The organism is Pandoraea oxalativorans, from assembly GCF_000972785.3.
Taxonomy (GTDB): Bacteria; Pseudomonadota; Gammaproteobacteria; order Burkholderiales; family Burkholderiaceae; genus Pandoraea; species Pandoraea oxalativorans.
In genome coordinates this window covers 4,697,586-4,714,141 of sequence record NZ_CP011253.3, presented here as the reverse complement: position 1 = coordinate 4,714,141, position 16,556 = coordinate 4,697,586, and the positions used below count along the sequence as shown (strand labels likewise).

Below are 16,556 nucleotides of genomic sequence, written 5' to 3'. Positions count from 1 at the left end.
GTCGCAACATGACAGGAGTTAGGAAAATGAACCGCAAGAACATCGCAATCGCACTTATCGCTGCTGTGGCTTCCCTTGGTGCCGTGGCTAGCAACGCTGCCGAAAACGGCAACAACTACCCCGAAATCGCTTCGCAAGGTCAGCCGCTCACGCGTGCTGCCGTGCAAGCCGATCTGGCTCAGGCTCGCGCCAACGGCCTGATCCCGCAAGGCGACGCCGACTACCCGGTGTACGTCGCTTCGGGTGAGAGCAAGACCCGCGCCGAAGTGAAGACGGAACTGGCGCAAGCCCGCGCCGAAGGTCTGATGGCACAAAACGATCAGGACTACCCGGTCGCCGTCGTCGCCCAAGGCTCGAGCGTGTCGCGCGCCGACGTCAAGCAAGAGCTGGCCCGTGCCCGCGCTGCTGGCCAACTGAACGAGTTCCAAGGCAGCTGATCGCCGTGCGGCTGATCGTGCCGCAGCAGTAGAAAGTTAAAAAGCCGTCCCGGGCGTGATGCCCGGGACGGCTTTTTTTGTGTTTGCGATCCGTCGCAATTCGTCTGTGTTCGTCGGTGTTCGTCGATGCAGAGGCCGTTCGTCAGGCTTTCATGAAGCGCAGCGCGATGCGAGCGAGCTTCGGCACGAACGTCGGACGCAACAGGCGCTTGTCGTAACCGTCCATGCGCCGGGCGTCCTCTTCAAGGCACAGCAGGATCAGATCGCGCGGCTTGAGCGATTCGCCGATGTCGGCCGTGCCCGTCGCCGGAAAGTTGGCGTCGCGTGCGACGCCGTCGGTGTCGATGCCTCGCGCGATCGCCATGCGATCCCAGATCAGCGTGACCCAGACGGACGCGACACGGGCGTAAAACCACGGACGCTTCCAGAGCGGCAGCGTGCGGCGGTACCAGGCGACCCAGTTTGCGAAAAAGAGGATGTGGCGCGCTTCTTCCTGAATCACCGGTTCGAACGTCTCGACCAGTGCTTCGGGAAAATAACCGGAGCGCTGCGCCGAACGGAACAGACCGAAGGCCACGAAGCTGTCGATGCATTCGCTGAAGCCGGTCTTCATCCATGCCCATTCGGCGTCTTTCGGCGGCGGGTAAGGCGGCTCGGCGGCGAGTTCGATGCCGTAGGCTTCGACGAGTTTGGAGAGCACGACCTTGCGACGCGCTTCTTCCTCGCCGTCCATGACGAGGGCTTCACGCAGCAGCGGGTCCTGAATCGTGGCCGCGTAAGTGGCGACGCGAATCGATGCGCGTCCTTCCGTCTGCACGGCGATGTCCCAGATGGGCAGCGCAGTCAGACGTTTGAGGGCGTCGGGCGGCAGCTTCGGCCACTCGATGACGGACGGCTTGTAGGGATTGTGAGACTCCAGCAGCATGCGGCAGAACATGCGTTTGTGGGAGTCCGAACCAATTTTCACGGAGCCGTCGACATCGTATTGCCAATGCCGCATGACATGGTCGGCCTGCGCTACGGCGGCCGCTAACGTGTCGGACATCTGGTCGGGATATCGCATTCGGTATGAGGTCTGTCGGCGTCGACAAAAATCATATCACCAAGCGCGATGCCTGCGCCGTGCAGATCGCATTCATGGCCGCTCGTACAGCGCTGCCTTGCACTGGCGGAAGGGGGCAGGACAGATTCATCCGCGCGTGGCGGGCGAAATATTTGGTAATTGTTGCGGCGCGTGCAACGCAGGTATTCGCGCGACGCGCTATATCGCGTGCGCGGACGTGACTAGACTGTAGAGCCGCTGTCGCAGTTTTCGCAGCTACCTTGCAATGGACTCATCATGTCGCTGACCCTTGAGCAACTCTTTCCGCAGCATCGTCCCGAAGGTGAAGCCGTGGCTACGGCTCTCGATAGTCACGCTGTCGTACAGGCGTTGTCGCTCGCCGTTGCCGACCATCCGCTCGCACTGCTGCGCATGATGTACCCGACCACCGATGCGAACACGCACCGCAGCCGCGACGAACTCACGGAAGTGCTGCACCGTCACGGCCTGCATCAGGTCGCCGGGCTGATCGAAGAAGAATCGCCGTATCTGATGTTCACGTCGGCCGAACACGCGCATCTCACGCTCGTGGAAATCCGCCGCTACTCGGCGGCCATTGCCGTGCATCTTTATTACCGTGGACTCGCGGGTGTGGAGGCGGAAACGCGTCTGCGCGCCGACGCCCGCGTGCCTGCCGACGGCCACTTCAAGCCGTTCGACTGATTTTCGTCTGATTGGCGGGATGGGGACGCACGCTATCGAGGCGATAGCGTGCGTTAGTGCAGACTGCTCAGGTGCGAGATTCGTCGCCTGAGCGCGATGTCGCAGTCCGGTTCGCGGACATTGCGGCGTCGCCGCTGGCTGGCGCCGGTGTCTTCTCGGGGGCGCTCTCGCCGTCCCAACCAAACGTGACCTGTCGCTGCGCGCGACGCGTCGCCCGTTCGCGCGCCATCTGCTCTTCGAACTGGCGACGCCCTTCCTTCGCGGTGGCGATCATCTTGTTGCGATCCTGGTAGGAGGGATACATTTCGTCCGTCAACTGCAAATTCGCGCGTCTGAACGCCATCGTCGCTTCACGGGCTTCGGATGCCGGCCACCCGAGTGTTTCGAGCACCGAGCGCGCGCTGCGCAGCGACGACTCGAAGACTTCGCGCTCGATGTGCTTCACGCCACGCTCGCGTAACTGGAACAAGTGTCCGACGTTGCGCGCTCTGGCGACGACGGGCACGTCGGGAAAATGCTCGCGCATCAGATCGGCGATTTCGAGCGACTGATCGATATCGTCCACCGCAATGACCACCGCCCGCGCGTCAGCTACGCCTGCAATTCGGAGCAGATCGAGGCGCGTCGCATCGCCGTAGAACACGCGAAAACCGAACTGACGCAGACTCTCGATGGTGTCAGGATCGTGATCCAGCACGGTGACCGACACGCCCTGCGGAATCAGCGTGCGGCCGACGATCTGGCCGTACCGACCGAAGCCGCAGATCACCACGTTCGCCGACTGCGGCTCCGAGATCTCCTCCATGCGCGGCGACCCCTTCACGCTGTAACGTGGCAGCAACCACTTGTCGATGGCCACGAGCAGCAGCGGCGAGAGCAACATCGACAGCGCGACCGCACCGATCAGGAACGACGACACCGCCGGTGGCAACACCTGCGGACCGGCCGACTGGAACACCACGAAGGCGAATTCGCCGCCCTGCGCGAGGAGCAGCGTGAAGATCGGACGCTCCTGATACGGCAATTGCATCAGGCGCGACAAACTGTAGATCGCGAGTCCCTTGAGCGCCATGAAGCCGATCACCACGGCGAGCATGCGCAGCGGTTGTGCCATCAGCACACCGAAGTCGATGCTCATGCCCACGGCGATGAAGAACAACCCCAGCAGCAGTCCCTTGAACGGCTCGATGTCGGTTTCGAGTTCGCGACGGTATTCGCTTTCCGCGAGCAGCACGCCTGCGAGGAAGGCGCCGAGCGCCATCGACAGGCCGACCAGTTGCATCAGCGTCGCGATGGCGACGACCAGCAACAATGCCGCTGCCGTGAAGATTTCGGGCGTCTTGCTGTTGGCAATCCAGCGCAGCAGCGGACGCAATGCGAGACGGCCGCCGAGAATGATGGCGGCAATCACGCCGACGATCTTCAGGGCTTCGAGCGCGCGCGCGGTACCCGTGAGGGCATGGCTATCGACCGAATCGGCGAGCAGCGGCAGCAACGCGAGAATCGGGATCGCGGCGACGTCCTGGAACAGCAGAATCGAGAAGCCTGCCTGACCGCTGGCGGTGGCGAGCATGTTGCGCTCGGCCATCACCTGCAAGGCAATGGCGGTGGACGACAGTGCGAGACCGAGCGCCGCGACGAGGGCGATGCGCCACGGCGCGCCGATCGCGATGCCCGCTGCAAACAGCAACACGGCGCACCCGATGACCTGGGCCGAGCCCCAGCCGAAGATCGGCCGTCGCAAGCTCCACAGGCGACGCGGTTCCAGTTCGAGGCCGACGAGGAACAGCATCAGCACCACGCCGAACTCCGCGAAGTGCAGAACGTCTTCCACACGCGAGACGAGGCCGAGGCCCCACGGGCCGATGGCGATCCCGGCGGCGAGATAACCGATGATCGCGCCGAGACCGAGTGCACGGGACAGCGGCACGACGATGACGGCCGCCGCCAGATAGATGAGGCTGGCGAGCAACCAGGACGGCACGTGTTCCATCAGGCGGCCCTCCCGGGAGCGGTGTCGGTGGTGTTCTGTGGGCTGTCGCCCGTCGCGCAGCGCGGTCTGTCGGTCGACGGGATCGCCTGACATTCGGCGGCGTCGGCCATCGAGATCAGTTCGGGCCAGTGCGGGTAAGTGGCGAGGCGTCCGGCGAATTCGCTCACGTGGGTGTCGAGTGCGGCGGCGTCGCAGCGGCGCGCGCCATAGAGCACGTGCGGTGGCAAAAAGCGCATGCCGCACAGATGCGACGTCTGCTCGTAAGCGGGCAGGAAGGCAGAAAATTCGTGCTGGTTGTACCCTTCGGGACGGTAGCTTTCGAGCGGCCCGCCGGTGCTGGCCACGAGCCAGAGGTCTTTGTTGGCGAGCGCGTGGCCGTCCTGACCGTAAGCCCAGCCCCAGGACAGCACGTCGTCGAACCAGAGTTTCTGCAACGGCGGCATGCTGTACCAGTAGATCGGATGCACGAGCACGATCAGGTCGGCGCGCGCCAGACGTTCCTGTTCGGCGGCCACGTCGATGCTGAAGTCGGGATACGTCGAGTAGAGGTCGTTGACGTCGACACCGTCGATGCCGCGTGCGGCTTCGAGCAGGCGTCGGTTGACGCGCGAGTCGCGCCAGCGCGGATGCGCCACGATAACGTAGACGGCACGCTGCGAGGCACCGTCGCGGGTGTCCTGTGCGGCTTGCTGGAGACGGGAGGAGGCGGGGGCTGTCATGCGGGGGAGGATACTCCATTCGCACGACGCACGGCATCACGCGAAGGTGTGGATTTGGCGCGGTAAGATGCAGGACGCACACGCCACGGTTGGCCGATGAGCGGCCGACGATCCGCTAAAGACTCGGCAACGGGCGCCGTTAGGAGTTAGGTGAGGAATTAAAGGACCGCGATGCGTTTCGATGCGCGCCGCGGAGAAAAATCGAATAACAAGACACTTCGCGCAGGCGGTGCAGTCATGCACACGTCAGTGCTTTTCCGACATGTCGCCGCAAGCCTTTCGCAATACCGTCAATCTGATCTATCACGGACGCAACGTGGCGCTCACGTTGCTGCTCGTCGCCTTGCTCTACAACCAGACGTTCTGGGTGTTCGCGAGTGCGGTGGCGGCGGCGCTCTGCACGGGCGCGCTGCATGAGGCGGGCCGTATGCCGCAGGACGACGAATTGCCGCCGCGTCCGCTCGTCATTCAGATCATCCGCATCTCAGTGCCCCTGCTGCTCACGATGTTCGCGCTGGGCTACGGGGCCGTCTGGCTCAATCGCTACTTCGGCTGACCTGTTGGTGCGGCGGTGCGTCGGCGCCACGCCGCCACGCCGCCACGCCACGTTAGTGACGGGCACGGGGCCGTCAGGCATCTCCGTGCCGAACCGTCATCGCGTCACTTCACCCACTGAATATCGGTCGGGGCCTGCGGCGGCAGCTTGATCGCCAGCACCTTGAACTCGCCGCTGGTGTTCTGCGAACCGGCGTGCACGGTGCCGCGCGGAATCACGATCAGATCGCCCGGATGGACCTCGCGCTGCTGATCGCCCAGCCAGAAGGTACCGCTGCCCGAAACCACGTATTGAATTTCATCGGCATCCTGATGGGTGTGACGCGGCACGTTCCCGCTTTGCACGGCGACGGTGCCGTTTTGCGTGGCGACGAGCGTGCGCGAGCGCAGCGTGCCCACATTGGGGACGAGCTTGCCGATCTGTTCGTCGGTCATCGCGCCGATGTCGATGATTTGCGGTGTGAGGGGCGCGGGCGGTGCGGCCTGCGCCACGGCGTTCGGCATCAGATGGGAAGAGAGCAAGCCCGCAGCGAACGCGGCAGGCACAGCGGCAAGCAGGACATAACGGCGCATGTTTTGATTCCTTGGCTAAGACGTGGGGTGACGACGGCAAGGGGCAAGCACGGACGAATGCGAGAGAGACGAAAGAGACGAAAGGCCTCGGCGGCACACCGATGTGTCCCGCGAGGCCCTGTGCCGGACTATACGCCCACTCGCGACGGCGCGCGAGATGGGAAAGCCGGTGTTGCGGGTATCAGCCGTGTTTGTGCAGCAGCGCGTTGCGGCGGGCGTAGGTGAAGTAGATCACCATGCCGATGGCGAGCCACACCAGGAAGGCGATCCACGTGGTCGCTTGCAGGTGCGCCATCAGGAACAGGCACAGACCCACGGAGATGAGCGGCACGACCGGCGCGCCCGGTACCCGGAACACGCGCGGCAGGTCGGGGCGCGTACGACGCAGCACGAGCACGGCGACCGACACGAGCGCGAACGCAGACAAGGTGCCGATGTTGATCAGCTCGGCGAGCACGCCCAGCGGCACGAAGCCTGCGATGACGGCGAACACCACGCCGATGATCCAGGTGCCCGCGAACGGCGTCTTGTGCGTGGGGTGAATGCGCGAGAGCAGCGGCGGCAGCAGGCCGTCGCGCGACATGGCGTAGGTGATGCGCGTCTGGCCGTAGGTCATCACGAGAATGACGGTGGTCATGCCGAGAATCGCCCCCAGATCGACGAAACCCGCGATCCAGTTCTGTCCGGCATATTGCAGCGCGAGCGACACCGGGTGATCGACCCCGGCGAACTGCGCGAACGGCACGATGCCGGTCATGATCGCGGCGACGGTGACATACAACAGTGTGCAGACGATCAGCGAGCCGATGATGCCGATGGGCAGGTCGCGTCCCGGGTTCCGCACTTCTTCGGCGGCCGACGTGACGGCGTCGAAACCGATGAAGGCAAAGAACACGAGCGCGGCGGCGTTGAACATGCCGCTGGTGCCGAACGGCATGAACGGTGTCCAGTTGGCCGGTTTGACGTGCCACACGCCCACGGCGATGAACAGCAGCACGACACCGATCTTGATGGCGACCATCAGGTTGTTGATGCGTGCGGACTCGCGCACACCGTACGACAGCACCCATGTGACGAGCAGCATGATCACGACGGCGGGCAGGTTGATGAACGTGGTGACGCCGGGGACGCTGCCGGGGGCTGCGGTGATCGCTGCGGGCAGGTGAAGGCCGAAGCCAGCGGCAAGCGACTGAAAGTAGCCGGACCAGCCAACGGACACGGCGGAGGACGCCAGTCCGTATTCGAGCATCAGATCCCAGCCGATGATCCACGCGACGATTTCACCAAGCGTGGCGTAGCTGTAGGTGTAGATGGAGCCGGAGACGGGGATGGTGGAGGCGAACTCGGCGTAGCACAGCGCGGCGAAGCCGCAGGCCATGGCGGCGATCATGAACGAGACGGTGAGCGCCGGGCCGGCGGTCAGCGCGCCGGTGCCGGTGAGAACGAAGATGCCGGTGCCGATGATGGCGCCGATGCCCATCAGGACGAGGTCGACCGGGCCCAGCACTTTCTTGAGATCGCCGGTGCGACCCGCGACCAGCATGTTCTCGATGTTTTTGGTTCGAAAAAGACTCATTGCCTGCAAAAGGTTCCTGCAACGTATGCCCCTGGCGTTCGCGTGGCGAGCGCCATCCGGGGAATCTGCGGGAGACGTGTCCCGCAACCTGGCTGCAAAGGGCACCCGGGCTTGTGGCCGCTCGTTCCCATGCGTGGCGGAAGGCCACAGGGATTGACGAACCACGTCGTTGCGCTAGCGCCGCCCGGACACAATGCACGGGCAATACGGCCGACACCGGCGGGCGCGGGTAGCGCGTGCCGTCGATGGGGGCATGGCGATAGGCATGCCTCGACGCCGCCGCTCGGTGGGAGGGCACGCCGGGGCCGGACGAACACAATCGAGACTTACTGAGGATCCTGTCGGACTGCCGTGACCGCCGCGATGCTTCGCTGCGGGCCACCGGAGATAGGTCTGCTGAAGGGTCTGCAATGTTGATGCACGGGGACGCCGGAAGGCGTCGGTGTGCAAGGGCTCGCTGTCCTGCGGTCCGGCCATCGGCGCCCGTTCGGCACCTCCGCCTGGCCGGAATTGCTCACATTTTAAGCGTTTTTCCCAAAGTGCGTGCAGTCGCTGCTTAATTAGGGGCGGATGTGGGGGCGGATCTCCTCAACACCACATCCCGATAATACCCCCTCGCCCCGGCCACCCTCCGGGCCGCGGGGCTTGCCGGTACCCTGACTGCGCTCCACCTGAAAGTCGCTCCGTCAGGGCACCGACAACCCCCGCCACTCACTTGCCCGAGTTCAAAACCTCGGTCCACATACGCTTTCCCTATCGGTTCGGGCCCCCCGGGCCCCCACCCGGCGGACGTCCCCCACCATGTCCTCCACCGTTTCCTCCACCATGCCCGCCGCCATTTCCGCCCCCCGGAGGACGCGGACCCTGGCCACCCCCGTGTCCGGGCGGACGCGGCCCCGGACCCGCACCGTGTCCCGGCGGTCTCGGCCCCGGGCCTGCGCCATGTCCCGGCGGCCTCGGTCCCGGGCCTGCGCCATGTCCCGGTGGTCTCGGCCCCGGTCCTGCCCCATGGCCCGGCGGTCGCGGACCCGGCCCCGGCCCCCAGTGCGGCGGTCGTGGTCCCGGCGGCGGACGATGCCAGTAACGCTGGTCGTTGTACCAGGGCCGATTACGGTAATAGTTGCCCCAGTACGAACCGATGGAGAAGGTGATGATCGGCAAGCCGATCATCGTCCCATAGTTCAGCACCGGTACCGGATTGCCCTGATAGGGGTAGCTCAGCAATGCGCCGTAGATCCATCCGCGTGCACCCGGCAAGCCGATGTCGCACCACGAATAGCCCGCCACACAGCCGTACACCGTCACCGGCATGCCAGGCCCCGCCTGAGCGACGATCGGGTAGTCCGACGCCGGGCCTGCCCGCACATTGGCCGATGCGTTGATGACGGCCTGCCCGGATTGCGCCGACGCCACCCCGGGTATGGCGGCAAGCGTCGTCAGCACGGTCGCGGTCGCGACGATCAGTGGCAAGGTTTGTTTGTTCATGTTCGTCTCCCTGATTCAGCGGTGCACGGCGATGTTCGGAATCCTTCCGTGCTCGCCATGCCGGTTCGACCTGCTGTTTTGTCAGATGGTTTGCGGTAATGCGTAACGAAACGTTGCCGGAATATTGTCGTCTGTTACGGGCGGGATAGCCGCTGCCGTCCCATGCGCGCGCGGCGCTCAGAAGAGTTGCCGAAAGCCCCAGTACAAGCCGCCCGCGAGCACGATGGCGGCTGGCAGCGTGAGCACCCACGCCAGTAGCAGATTGCGAATGGTGTCCCACCGGAGGCCCGACCCGTTGATGGTCATGGTGGCCGCGACACCGGAGGACAGCACGTGCGTGGTCGACACCGGCAGGCCGTACATGTCCGCCGCTCCGATGGTCAGCATGGCGACGACTTCGGCCGACGCGCCCTGCGCATACGTGAGGTGCTTCTTGCCGATCTTCTCGCCGACGGTCACGACGATGCGTCGCCACCCGACCATCGTCCCGAGACCGAGCGCGACGGCGACCGACACCTTCACCCAGAACGGGATGAACTTGGTCGCCTCGTCCAACTGCCCGCGAAACGCCTGAAGGTCACGGGCGGTGTCCGCCTGAAGATGCACGCCGTGTTGCCGTTCCAGCAGCCGGATGGTCTCGGACGCGATGTACATATCGTTGCGCACGTTGGCCACCGACGTGGCAGGCATGCGCGCAAACGAGCCATGCTCGGCCACCTCTCGGCCGATATCCCCGGTGAGTTCGGACAACGCCGGTACGACGTCGGGCGTGAAGCGCTCGGTGCGTACGAAACGGGTCAGCACGTCGCGGGCGGGAGTACCCGGCGCGGCATTCGATTCATCGGTGTCAGGTACTGCACCCAGCGGCGGGTGCGCCGCGAGCGAGCGTTGCGCGGTCTGCGCGCTGGCGGCGAACTGGGCGACCTGCGCGTCCGGCATGGCATGGTTGAGGGCATAGGCGATGGGCACGGTGCCGACCAGAATCAGCATGATGAGCCCCATGCCTTTCTGTCCGTCGTTCGAGCCGTGCGCGAAGGACACGCCGGTACAGGTGAGGATGAGCATGCCGCGAATCCACCACGGCGGCGGCTTGCGCGGCTCGGGCGAAGCGTACAGTGCCGGATTCCGCACGCAGAATTTGAGGGTGACGAACAGGGCCGCTGCCAGTCCGAACCCGATCACGGGCGAGAGCAGCAGCGAATAGCCGACGGTCGTCACCTGCGACCAGTCGATGCCGCTCGTGCCGTCGCGCCCGTGCATGAGCGCGTTGGCAATGCCCACGCCGACAATCGAGCCGATCAGCGTGTGCGAGGACGATGCGGGTAGGCCCAGCCACCACGTCGCCCCGTTCCAGACGATGGCGGCGATGAGCAGTGCGAAGACCATCGCAAAGCCCGCCGACGTCCCGACTTGCAGGATCAGTTCGACCGGCAGCAGGGACACGACACTGAAGGCCACCGCACCGCTTGAGAGCAACACGCCGAGAAAGTTGAACAGCCCGGACCACATCACGGCGATGCTCGGTGGCAGGGAGTTGGTGTAGATGACGGTGGCGACCGCGTTCGCCGTGTCGTGAAAACCGTTGACGAATTCGAAGCCGAGGGCGATGAGCAGTGCGACGACGAGCAGCAGGAACGGCAGTAGCGCGATGCTGTGCTCGCCTGCCCGGCCGACGTCGCGCACGAGACTGACGGTGGTGAAGATCAGCCCTGCCAGAAGCAGCGTGAGGAAGATCGCGAGACGAATGCGATGACGGCGGCGGCGCGCCCGTGCGAGCGGTCCGCCGACATCGTCGGCGGCGCTTCCGGGCGGGTCGAGCACGCCGCCGCGCATGAGGGGTGTGTGCTAGGTCAGTACAACACGACAGAGCGGATGGACTCGCCGCGCTTCATCAGATCGAAGCCTTCGTTGATCTGGTCGAGACGCAACGTGTGCGTGATCAGATCGTCGATGTTGATCTTGCCTTCCATGTACCAGTCGACGATCTTCGGCACGTCGGTGCGGCCACGCGCGCCGCCGAACGCCGAGCCTTTCCACTCACGCCCCGTCACCAGTTGGAACGGACGCGTGCTGATCTCCTGACCCGCTGCGGCCACGCCGATGATGAACGATTGACCCCAGCCCTTGTGGCAGCATTCCAGCGCCTGACGCATGGTCGTGACGTTGCCGATGCACTCGAACGAGTAGTCCGCGCCACCATCGGTCAGTTGCACGATGGTGTCGACGACGTTCTCCACTTCCTTCGGGTTGATGAAGTGCGTCATGCCGAACTTCCTGGCAAGTTCCACGCGGCCCGGGTTGATGTCGACACCGATGATCTTGTCTGCGCCGACCATCTTCGCGCCTTGGATCACGTTCAGGCCGATGCCGCCCAGACCGAATACGACGACGTTCGCGCCCGCTTCGACCTTGGCCGAATAGACGACGGCACCGACGCCGGTCGTCACGCCGCAGCCGATGTAGCAGACCTTGTCGAAGGGGGCGTCGGAGCGGACTTTCGCCACGGCGATTTCCGGCACGACGATGTAGTTCGAGAAGGTGGACGTGCCCATGTAATGGAAGATGGGCTTGCCGTCGAGCGAGAAGCGCGACGTGGCGTCCGGCATCAGGCCGCGACCCTGCGTGCTGCGGATCGCCTGGCACAGGTTGGTCTTGCGCGACAGACAGAATTTGCACTGACGGCATTCCGGCGTGTACAGCGGAATGACGTGGTCGTCTTTCTTGAGCGTGGTCACGCCGGGGCCGACGTCGACGACCACGCCCGCGCCCTCATGGCCGAGGATGGCGGGGAAGATACCTTCCGGGTCTGCGCCGGAGAGCGTGTAGTAGTCCGTATGGCAGATGCCGGTGGCCTTGACCTCGATCAGCACCTCGCCAGCACGCGGTCCTTCCAGATCGACTTCTTCGATCGTCAGGGGTTTGCCCGCTTCCCAGGCAATGGCGGCTTTGGTTTTCATGGCGTTATTCCTCGTTGCTACGTCGTTCGGGAGAATCCCTTCGCGACGTACCATACCGCGTTCTAAAGTCGCGCGCGAGTCTTGACACGCCATGTCGACAAAAAAGTCGTTGCTGGATACATGATTCGCTCAACGCCGCTCCGCCCCGCTCAGCCCTGCCTAACGACGCCTAACGACGCCTAACGACGCCTAACGACGCTTAACGCCGCGCACCGCTGCCCAGCGGTGCCACCATGTGATAGAAGCCCTGTGCGTCGACTGGCCGAGCGAACCAGTAGCCTTGCGCCTCGTCGCAGCCGAGTTCGGTGAGCCGCTGCGCCTGCCCCTGTGTCTCGACGCCTTCGGCCGTCACACGCAGGCCCAGCGAATGCGCCATGGCGACGACGGCGCTCACGATGGCATGGCTCGGTGCGTGCGTGAGCATGTCGCGCACGAAGCTCTGATCGATCTTCAGGCGATGCACCGGAAAACGCGTGAGATAGGCAAGACTCGCGTAACCCGTGCCGAAGTCGTCCACGGCAATCTCCACGCCCATGTCGTGCAGCGAGCGCAGACAGCCGACGGCGGCGCTGGAGTCGCCCAGCAAGACCGTCTCGGTGATCTCTATTTCCAGATGGCGCGGCTCCAGCGCATGGGCGTTGAGCGCCCGCTCGATCATGCCGACGACGTCCTGCCGCGCGAACTGCTGCGCGGAGACGTTCACGGAGATGCGCGGCAACTGGCCGCAGCGTCGCAGCAACCGGCTCGCCTCCCGGCAGGCGGTCTGCATCACCCACTCGCCCAGCGGCAAAATCAGCCCGGACGTCTCGGCAATCGGCACGAATTCCGCCGGGCCGACCGCGCCGAGAGACGGATGACGCCAGCGCAGCAGTGTCTCCGCGCTGCGGATCTCGCCCGTCGAAAGCGTGACCTGTGGTTGATAGACGAGGTGCAGTTGCGAATGCGACGCCTCGTGCACGGCCACGCGCAGCAGCGTTTCCAGTTCGTTGCGGCGTCGCGCCTGCGAATCCATCTCGCTGCTGAAAAAGCGCAATCCGCCGCCGGCGGCGCTGGCGATGCCAAGCGCCACGTGGGCGCGCCGCAGCAGTGTCTCGGGGGTATTGCCGTGATCCGGATAGCTGACCGCGCCGATGCTCGCATCGAGCGCGACGGAGTTCTGATCGACGTCCACCCACTGTGCTAGTCGCGCCTGAATACGTGCGGCGAGCAGGCGCGCGCCGTCTCCGGTTTCATTGGTGACGATCACGAACTGGCTGCCGCCCAGACAGGCGAGGGCGTCTTCCGGACCGCTGGCCTCGCGCAGCCGCTCGGCCGCGATGCGCAGCGCCAGCTCGGCGGCGGGCGGACCGAAGGTGCTGCGCAGTTTGCGCAGGTGATCGAGTTCGATCAGCATCACCGTAAGCCCGACCTGCTGAACCGCGCAGCGATGGATCGCCAGTTCAAGACGTTCGTCGAGCAGGGTCTGATTGGGCAGGCTCGTGACCGGGTCGTGATGTGTGACATACCAGAGCCGCGACGCCACCTGCACTTGCTGCGACAGATCGAGCGCGATGCCGACCCAGCGACGCTCGCCCGGTGCGTGTTCGACGCAGGAGAGCGCGAGACGGATCGGCAGCCAGCTACGGACGTGCGTGAGCAGGTGCCACTCGTCGTCATACGGCACGGCTTCATGCGCCGACAGACTGGCCAGCGCCGGCAGGCGGCGGCGTGCCAGTTCCGAGGGATCGAGCAGGGAGAGGAAGCTGCGTTTGCCCAGCAGGTCGTCGGGCGTATAGCCGGTCAGGCGCGTGAACGCCGCGTTCATGCGTTCGAGCATGCCGTCGTCGGTACAGACGAACATCGCATACGGCGCGCTGTCGAGCGCGGCACGGCTGAGTTCGCCCTGGACGTCGGGCACCGGACGAGGTACAGGATCGTTCACGTCCGTACCTCCGGAAAGGCGTTCCGGCCGGGATTCAGGAAAGTCATGCAACACCTCCCTGGCGTCGCGATTTTTTATCTCGAAAATCGAGCGATCCGGTCGCCCGATTCCTCTTGTTTTTCAATTGGTTATGAGCGTCATTCTGCCACGATGCAAGCGTCCTCGTGCAAGGGAAAACGCGGGGTCGGAAGGGGGTCCGAAAAGGCCGCGGCGCGCGCATGCTGTGGGCTGGCGTCATCGTTGTAGAAGTGCGTTGCCGCACCCGGTCCGTATGGCTTCGCGGGAAGCCGTTCGGTATCATGCGACCTGTTTGCGCCGGGACGACACCGAAATGGCGTCGATCTCGCGGTGGTGCCGACAGTGCACTTCGACGAGCAAGCGGACGACCGCGAACATTTGGGTACTGAGGGAAGGCGACGTTGCATAGCGTCCGGACAAAGACGACCGGGGTGACACGGGGCTTGCGGCAGGCATGCGGCGCAGGCCGGTCTGTGCGCGCGCGCTCGTGGCTGTGTCCGTTGCGGCGGTGCCTGATGTGCCTGAGCGTTCTCGTGTCCGGACTGGTGGGGCTGGTGGGAATGGCAGGGCAGGCAGCGGCGCAGTCGTCGGCCGCAAGCACTGCAAGCACGGCAGGCAACGCCGGCGCCACTTCCGTCGGCGTGCGCGACGCCAACGTTCGCCAGGTCGTTCTCGGCATCATCAGTTTCACCCGCTGGCCGACGCCGCCCGCGAAAGTGCGTCTGTGCGTGGCGGGCAACACCGACTACGCGCGCGACCTGCTGGCGGCGCAGCCGTCAGGCAGCGCGCCACCGGTGCAAGCGCAGCGCATCGCGCCTCTGGAGCCGGCCATCGGTTCGTTGTGCGACGTGTTGTACCTCGGCGCGACGAGCGACACCGAGCGTCGCCAGGTGCTGGCCAACCTCGCCGGTCATCCCGTGCTCACGATCAGCGAACGCAACGATTCGTGCACCATCGGCACGATGTTCTGCCTGAACGTCGATGCCGACCGGGTGACCTTCGATATCAACCTCGACACCGTCGCGCGCAGCGGCGTGCGTGTCCACCCGAACGTGCTGAAGCTGGCGCGAAAGCCGGCAACGCCATGACAACCCAATTCCCCCCAGCCCATCCACCGCCGTCCGGACCGGGGATACCCGTGGCCGGACTGCTGTCACCGCAGGCCGCGACGGACGCGGCGACCGGCGCAGCGGCGCATGAATCGACGCCGACGCCTGAGCCGTCGCCGGGTACCGCCACCGCAACGTCGACGCCGCGCGCCACGTCACCCGTGCGCCCGCGACGGCCTTCCTTGCAGCGCGTGCTGCGACGCACGCATCTGCGTCTCGCGGTCTCCGCCGTGGTCCTCGCCGCGCTTTTGCTCTCTGGCGTCGCGTGGATCGCGTTGCGCGCCTACGCAGAGAATAATCTGCTGCTGATCGGGCGCTCGCTGGCCTATACCGCCGAAGCGGCGGTCGTGTTTGGCGACAAGGTCGCGGCGCAGGAAGCGATTGCGCTCATCGCCAAAGACGAAGACGTGGTTCAGGTGCGTGTGCTCGATGCGCGCCGCGCGCAGTTTGCGATGTGGCGGCGTCCCGACGGCGGCACGCTGGCGCGTATCGAGCGAACCGTCGCCGACATCGCCATGCCCGGTCCGGTCACGTTGCCGATCCGTCACGAAGACAAGGTCGTCGGCACGATCGAAGTCCAGGGACAGGGCAATCAGTTCTTCGTGTTTCTCATGAGCGGGATCGGTGGCGTGCTCGCGTGTCTGGCCATCACGTTCGGCGTTGCGAACGTGCTCGCCAAGCGGATGCATCGCGATATCGTCAAACCGTTGCGTGCGCTGGCGGAAGTGGCGCATGCGGTGCGTCGCGAGCGGGCGTTCCATCAGCGCGTGGCTGCCACGCCAATTGCCGAACTCAAGGAGCTGGGCGACGACTTCAACGCGCTGCTCGATGAGTTCGAAGGCTGGCAGAACCATTTGCGCGCGCAGAATGCGACGCTCGCCCATCAGGCGAATCACGACCCGCTGACCGGCTTGCCGAATCGCGCGTATTTCGAGTCGCGACTGGTGCAGGCGCTCGACGAGGCGCGGGCGTCGGGCACACACGTCGCGCTGTTGTACCTCGACAGCAACCGCTTCAAAGACATCAACGATCAGCTCGGCCACGACGCCGGCGACGCAGTGCTCGTCGCGATTGCCGAGCGTCTGCGCCAGCCGCTGCGGGAGGGCGATCTGGTGGCACGTCTGGGCGGCGACGAGTTCGCGGTGATGCTGCCCGGCGTGCGGCAGACGTCCAACGCCGTGCGTCTCGCCCAGAATCTGCTCGCCTCGATGGAACGGCCTATTGCACTGCCTGACGGCAGCGAACTGGTCACGTCGATGAGTATCGGCGTGGCGTTGTACCCGACACACGCCGATGACGCGGTCGCGCTGCTGCGCGCGGCGGATTCGGCGATGTATCAGGCCAAGCGTGCCGGTGACGGCACCTGGCATGTCGCGGAAAGCCCCAAGGGTTAAGGCGGCAAGCAGGACCTAAGCTGTAAAAACATAAAGATAAATGACGACCGGATT

14 protein-coding genes are annotated in these 16,556 nt (G+C 65.0%); 5 read left to right on the top strand and 9 right to left on the bottom strand.

The window, feature by feature from the left end; translation table 11 throughout:
* Positions 1–26 precede the first annotated feature (26 nt).
* Positions 27–437, top strand: coding sequence for a DUF4148 domain-containing protein (locus MB84_RS20745; RefSeq protein ID WP_084009907.1), 411 nt, complete (start codon positions 27–29; stop codon positions 435–437).
* 142 nt (positions 438–579) lie between these two features.
* Here MB84_RS20745 and MB84_RS20740 read toward each other — a convergent pair whose 3' ends face one another.
* The gene (locus MB84_RS20740; protein ID WP_046289721.1) at positions 580–1,482 is read right to left on the bottom strand and encodes a hypothetical protein; all 903 of its coding nucleotides are present in this window, start codon (positions 1,480–1,482) and stop codon (positions 580–582) included.
* A 294-nt stretch (positions 1,483–1,776) separates the two neighbouring features.
* On the opposite strand from MB84_RS20740, the gene MB84_RS20735 reads away from it, so the two are divergent.
* Positions 1,777–2,202 (top strand): hypothetical protein, encoded by a 426-nt coding sequence (locus MB84_RS20735; protein ID WP_046289720.1) that lies wholly within the window; start codon positions 1,777–1,779, stop codon positions 2,200–2,202.
* 67 nt (positions 2,203–2,269) lie between these two features.
* Here the strand turns inward: MB84_RS20735 and kefC are convergent, their stop codons facing one another.
* Both kefC and kefF read right to left on the bottom strand, forming a co-directional pair.
* Positions 2,270–4,195 carry a glutathione-regulated potassium-efflux system protein KefC gene (kefC, locus tag MB84_RS20730; protein ID WP_046289719.1) on the bottom strand — a complete coding sequence of 642 codons (1,926 nt, stop codon included), beginning with the start codon at positions 4,193–4,195 and terminating at the stop codon, positions 2,270–2,272.
* On the bottom strand, positions 4,195–4,914 hold the full coding sequence (gene kefF, locus MB84_RS20725) for a glutathione-regulated potassium-efflux system oxidoreductase KefF (protein ID WP_084009906.1): 720 nt from the start codon (positions 4,912–4,914) through the stop codon (positions 4,195–4,197). Before kefF ends, kefC begins: the two co-directional genes overlap by 1 nt.
* 262 nt (positions 4,915–5,176) lie before the next feature.
* On the opposite strand from kefF, the gene MB84_RS20720 reads away from it, so the two are divergent.
* Entirely contained in the window at positions 5,177–5,470 is a 294-nt protein-coding gene (locus MB84_RS20720; protein ID WP_046289718.1) for a hypothetical protein, read from the top strand.
* A gap of 104 nt (positions 5,471–5,574) precedes the next feature.
* Here MB84_RS20720 and MB84_RS20715 read toward each other — a convergent pair whose 3' ends face one another.
* The 6 genes from MB84_RS20715 to MB84_RS20685 all read right to left on the bottom strand — a co-directional run bounded on the left by MB84_RS20715 (position 5,575) and on the right by MB84_RS20685 (position 13,981).
* The gene (locus tag MB84_RS20715) at positions 5,575–6,042 is read right to left on the bottom strand and encodes a cupin domain-containing protein (protein WP_046289717.1); all 468 of its coding nucleotides are present in this window, start codon (positions 6,040–6,042) and stop codon (positions 5,575–5,577) included.
* 181 nt (positions 6,043–6,223) lie between these two features.
* A complete protein-coding gene (bcaP, locus tag MB84_RS20710; RefSeq protein WP_046289716.1) occupies positions 6,224–7,618 on the bottom strand; it encodes a branched-chain amino acid transporter BcaP in 1,395 nt (464 codons plus the stop codon).
* Between the two features lie 753 nt (positions 7,619–8,371).
* Entirely contained in the window at positions 8,372–9,103 is a 732-nt protein-coding gene (locus tag MB84_RS29125) for an SH3 domain-containing protein (protein WP_084009905.1), read from the bottom strand.
* Positions 9,104–9,280: 177 nt separating this feature from the next.
* On the bottom strand, positions 9,281–10,936 hold the full coding sequence (locus MB84_RS20695; RefSeq protein ID WP_046289713.1) for an inorganic phosphate transporter: 1,656 nt from the start codon (positions 10,934–10,936) through the stop codon (positions 9,281–9,283).
* Between the two features lie 17 nt (positions 10,937–10,953).
* Positions 10,954–12,060, bottom strand: a complete 1,107-nt coding sequence (locus MB84_RS20690) for an S-(hydroxymethyl)glutathione dehydrogenase/class III alcohol dehydrogenase (protein ID WP_046289712.1) — start codon at positions 12,058–12,060, stop codon at positions 10,954–10,956.
* Positions 12,061–12,259: 199 nt separating this feature from the next.
* The gene (locus MB84_RS20685) at positions 12,260–13,981 is read right to left on the bottom strand and encodes a putative bifunctional diguanylate cyclase/phosphodiesterase (protein WP_046289711.1); all 1,722 of its coding nucleotides are present in this window, start codon (positions 13,979–13,981) and stop codon (positions 12,260–12,262) included.
* Between the two features lie 533 nt (positions 13,982–14,514).
* Here MB84_RS20685 and yfiR point away from each other — a divergent pair.
* Both yfiR and dgcN read left to right on the top strand, forming a co-directional pair.
* Positions 14,515–15,087: a regulatory sequestration protein YfiR gene (gene yfiR / locus MB84_RS20680; protein ID WP_245725424.1), complete on the top strand. Its 573-nt coding sequence runs from the start codon at positions 14,515–14,517 to the stop codon at positions 15,085–15,087.
* Between the two features lie 182 nt (positions 15,088–15,269).
* On the top strand, positions 15,270–16,502 hold the full coding sequence (gene dgcN / locus MB84_RS20675; RefSeq protein ID WP_046293087.1) for a diguanylate cyclase DgcN/YfiN: 1,233 nt from the start codon (positions 15,270–15,272) through the stop codon (positions 16,500–16,502).
* The last annotated feature ends 54 nt before the right edge of the window (positions 16,503–16,556 follow it).

Bases quoted from the DNA above. Each gene is read 5' to 3' on its own strand.
- MB84_RS20720 (WP_046289718.1), top strand. From the start codon at position 5,177: ATGTCGCCGCAAGCCTTTCGCAATACCGTCAATCTGATCTATCACGGA.
- yfiR (WP_245725424.1), top strand. From the start codon at position 14,515: ATGTGCCTGAGCGTTCTCGTGTCCGGACTGGTGGGGCTGGTGGGAATG.
- kefC (WP_046289719.1), bottom strand. From the start codon at position 4,195: ATGGAACACGTGCCGTCCTGGTTGCTCGCCAGCCTCATCTATCTGGCG.
- MB84_RS20735 (WP_046289720.1), top strand. From the start codon at position 1,777: ATGTCGCTGACCCTTGAGCAACTCTTTCCGCAGCATCGTCCCGAAGGT.
- MB84_RS29125 (WP_084009905.1), bottom strand. From the start codon at position 9,103: ATGAACAAACAAACCTTGCCACTGATCGTCGCGACCGCGACCGTGCTG.
- MB84_RS20740 (WP_046289721.1), bottom strand. From the start codon at position 1,482: ATGTCCGACACGTTAGCGGCCGCCGTAGCGCAGGCCGACCATGTCATG.
- kefF (WP_084009906.1), bottom strand. From the start codon at position 4,914: ATGACAGCCCCCGCCTCCTCCCGTCTCCAGCAAGCCGCACAGGACACC.
- MB84_RS20745 (WP_084009907.1), top strand. From the start codon at position 27: ATGAACCGCAAGAACATCGCAATCGCACTTATCGCTGCTGTGGCTTCC.
- MB84_RS20715 (WP_046289717.1), bottom strand. From the start codon at position 6,042: ATGCGCCGTTATGTCCTGCTTGCCGCTGTGCCTGCCGCGTTCGCTGCG.
- MB84_RS20695 (WP_046289713.1), bottom strand. From the start codon at position 10,936: ATGCGCGGCGGCGTGCTCGACCCGCCCGGAAGCGCCGCCGACGATGTC.
- bcaP (WP_046289716.1), bottom strand. From the start codon at position 7,618: ATGAGTCTTTTTCGAACCAAAAACATCGAGAACATGCTGGTCGCGGGT.
- MB84_RS20690 (WP_046289712.1), bottom strand. From the start codon at position 12,060: ATGAAAACCAAAGCCGCCATTGCCTGGGAAGCGGGCAAACCCCTGACG.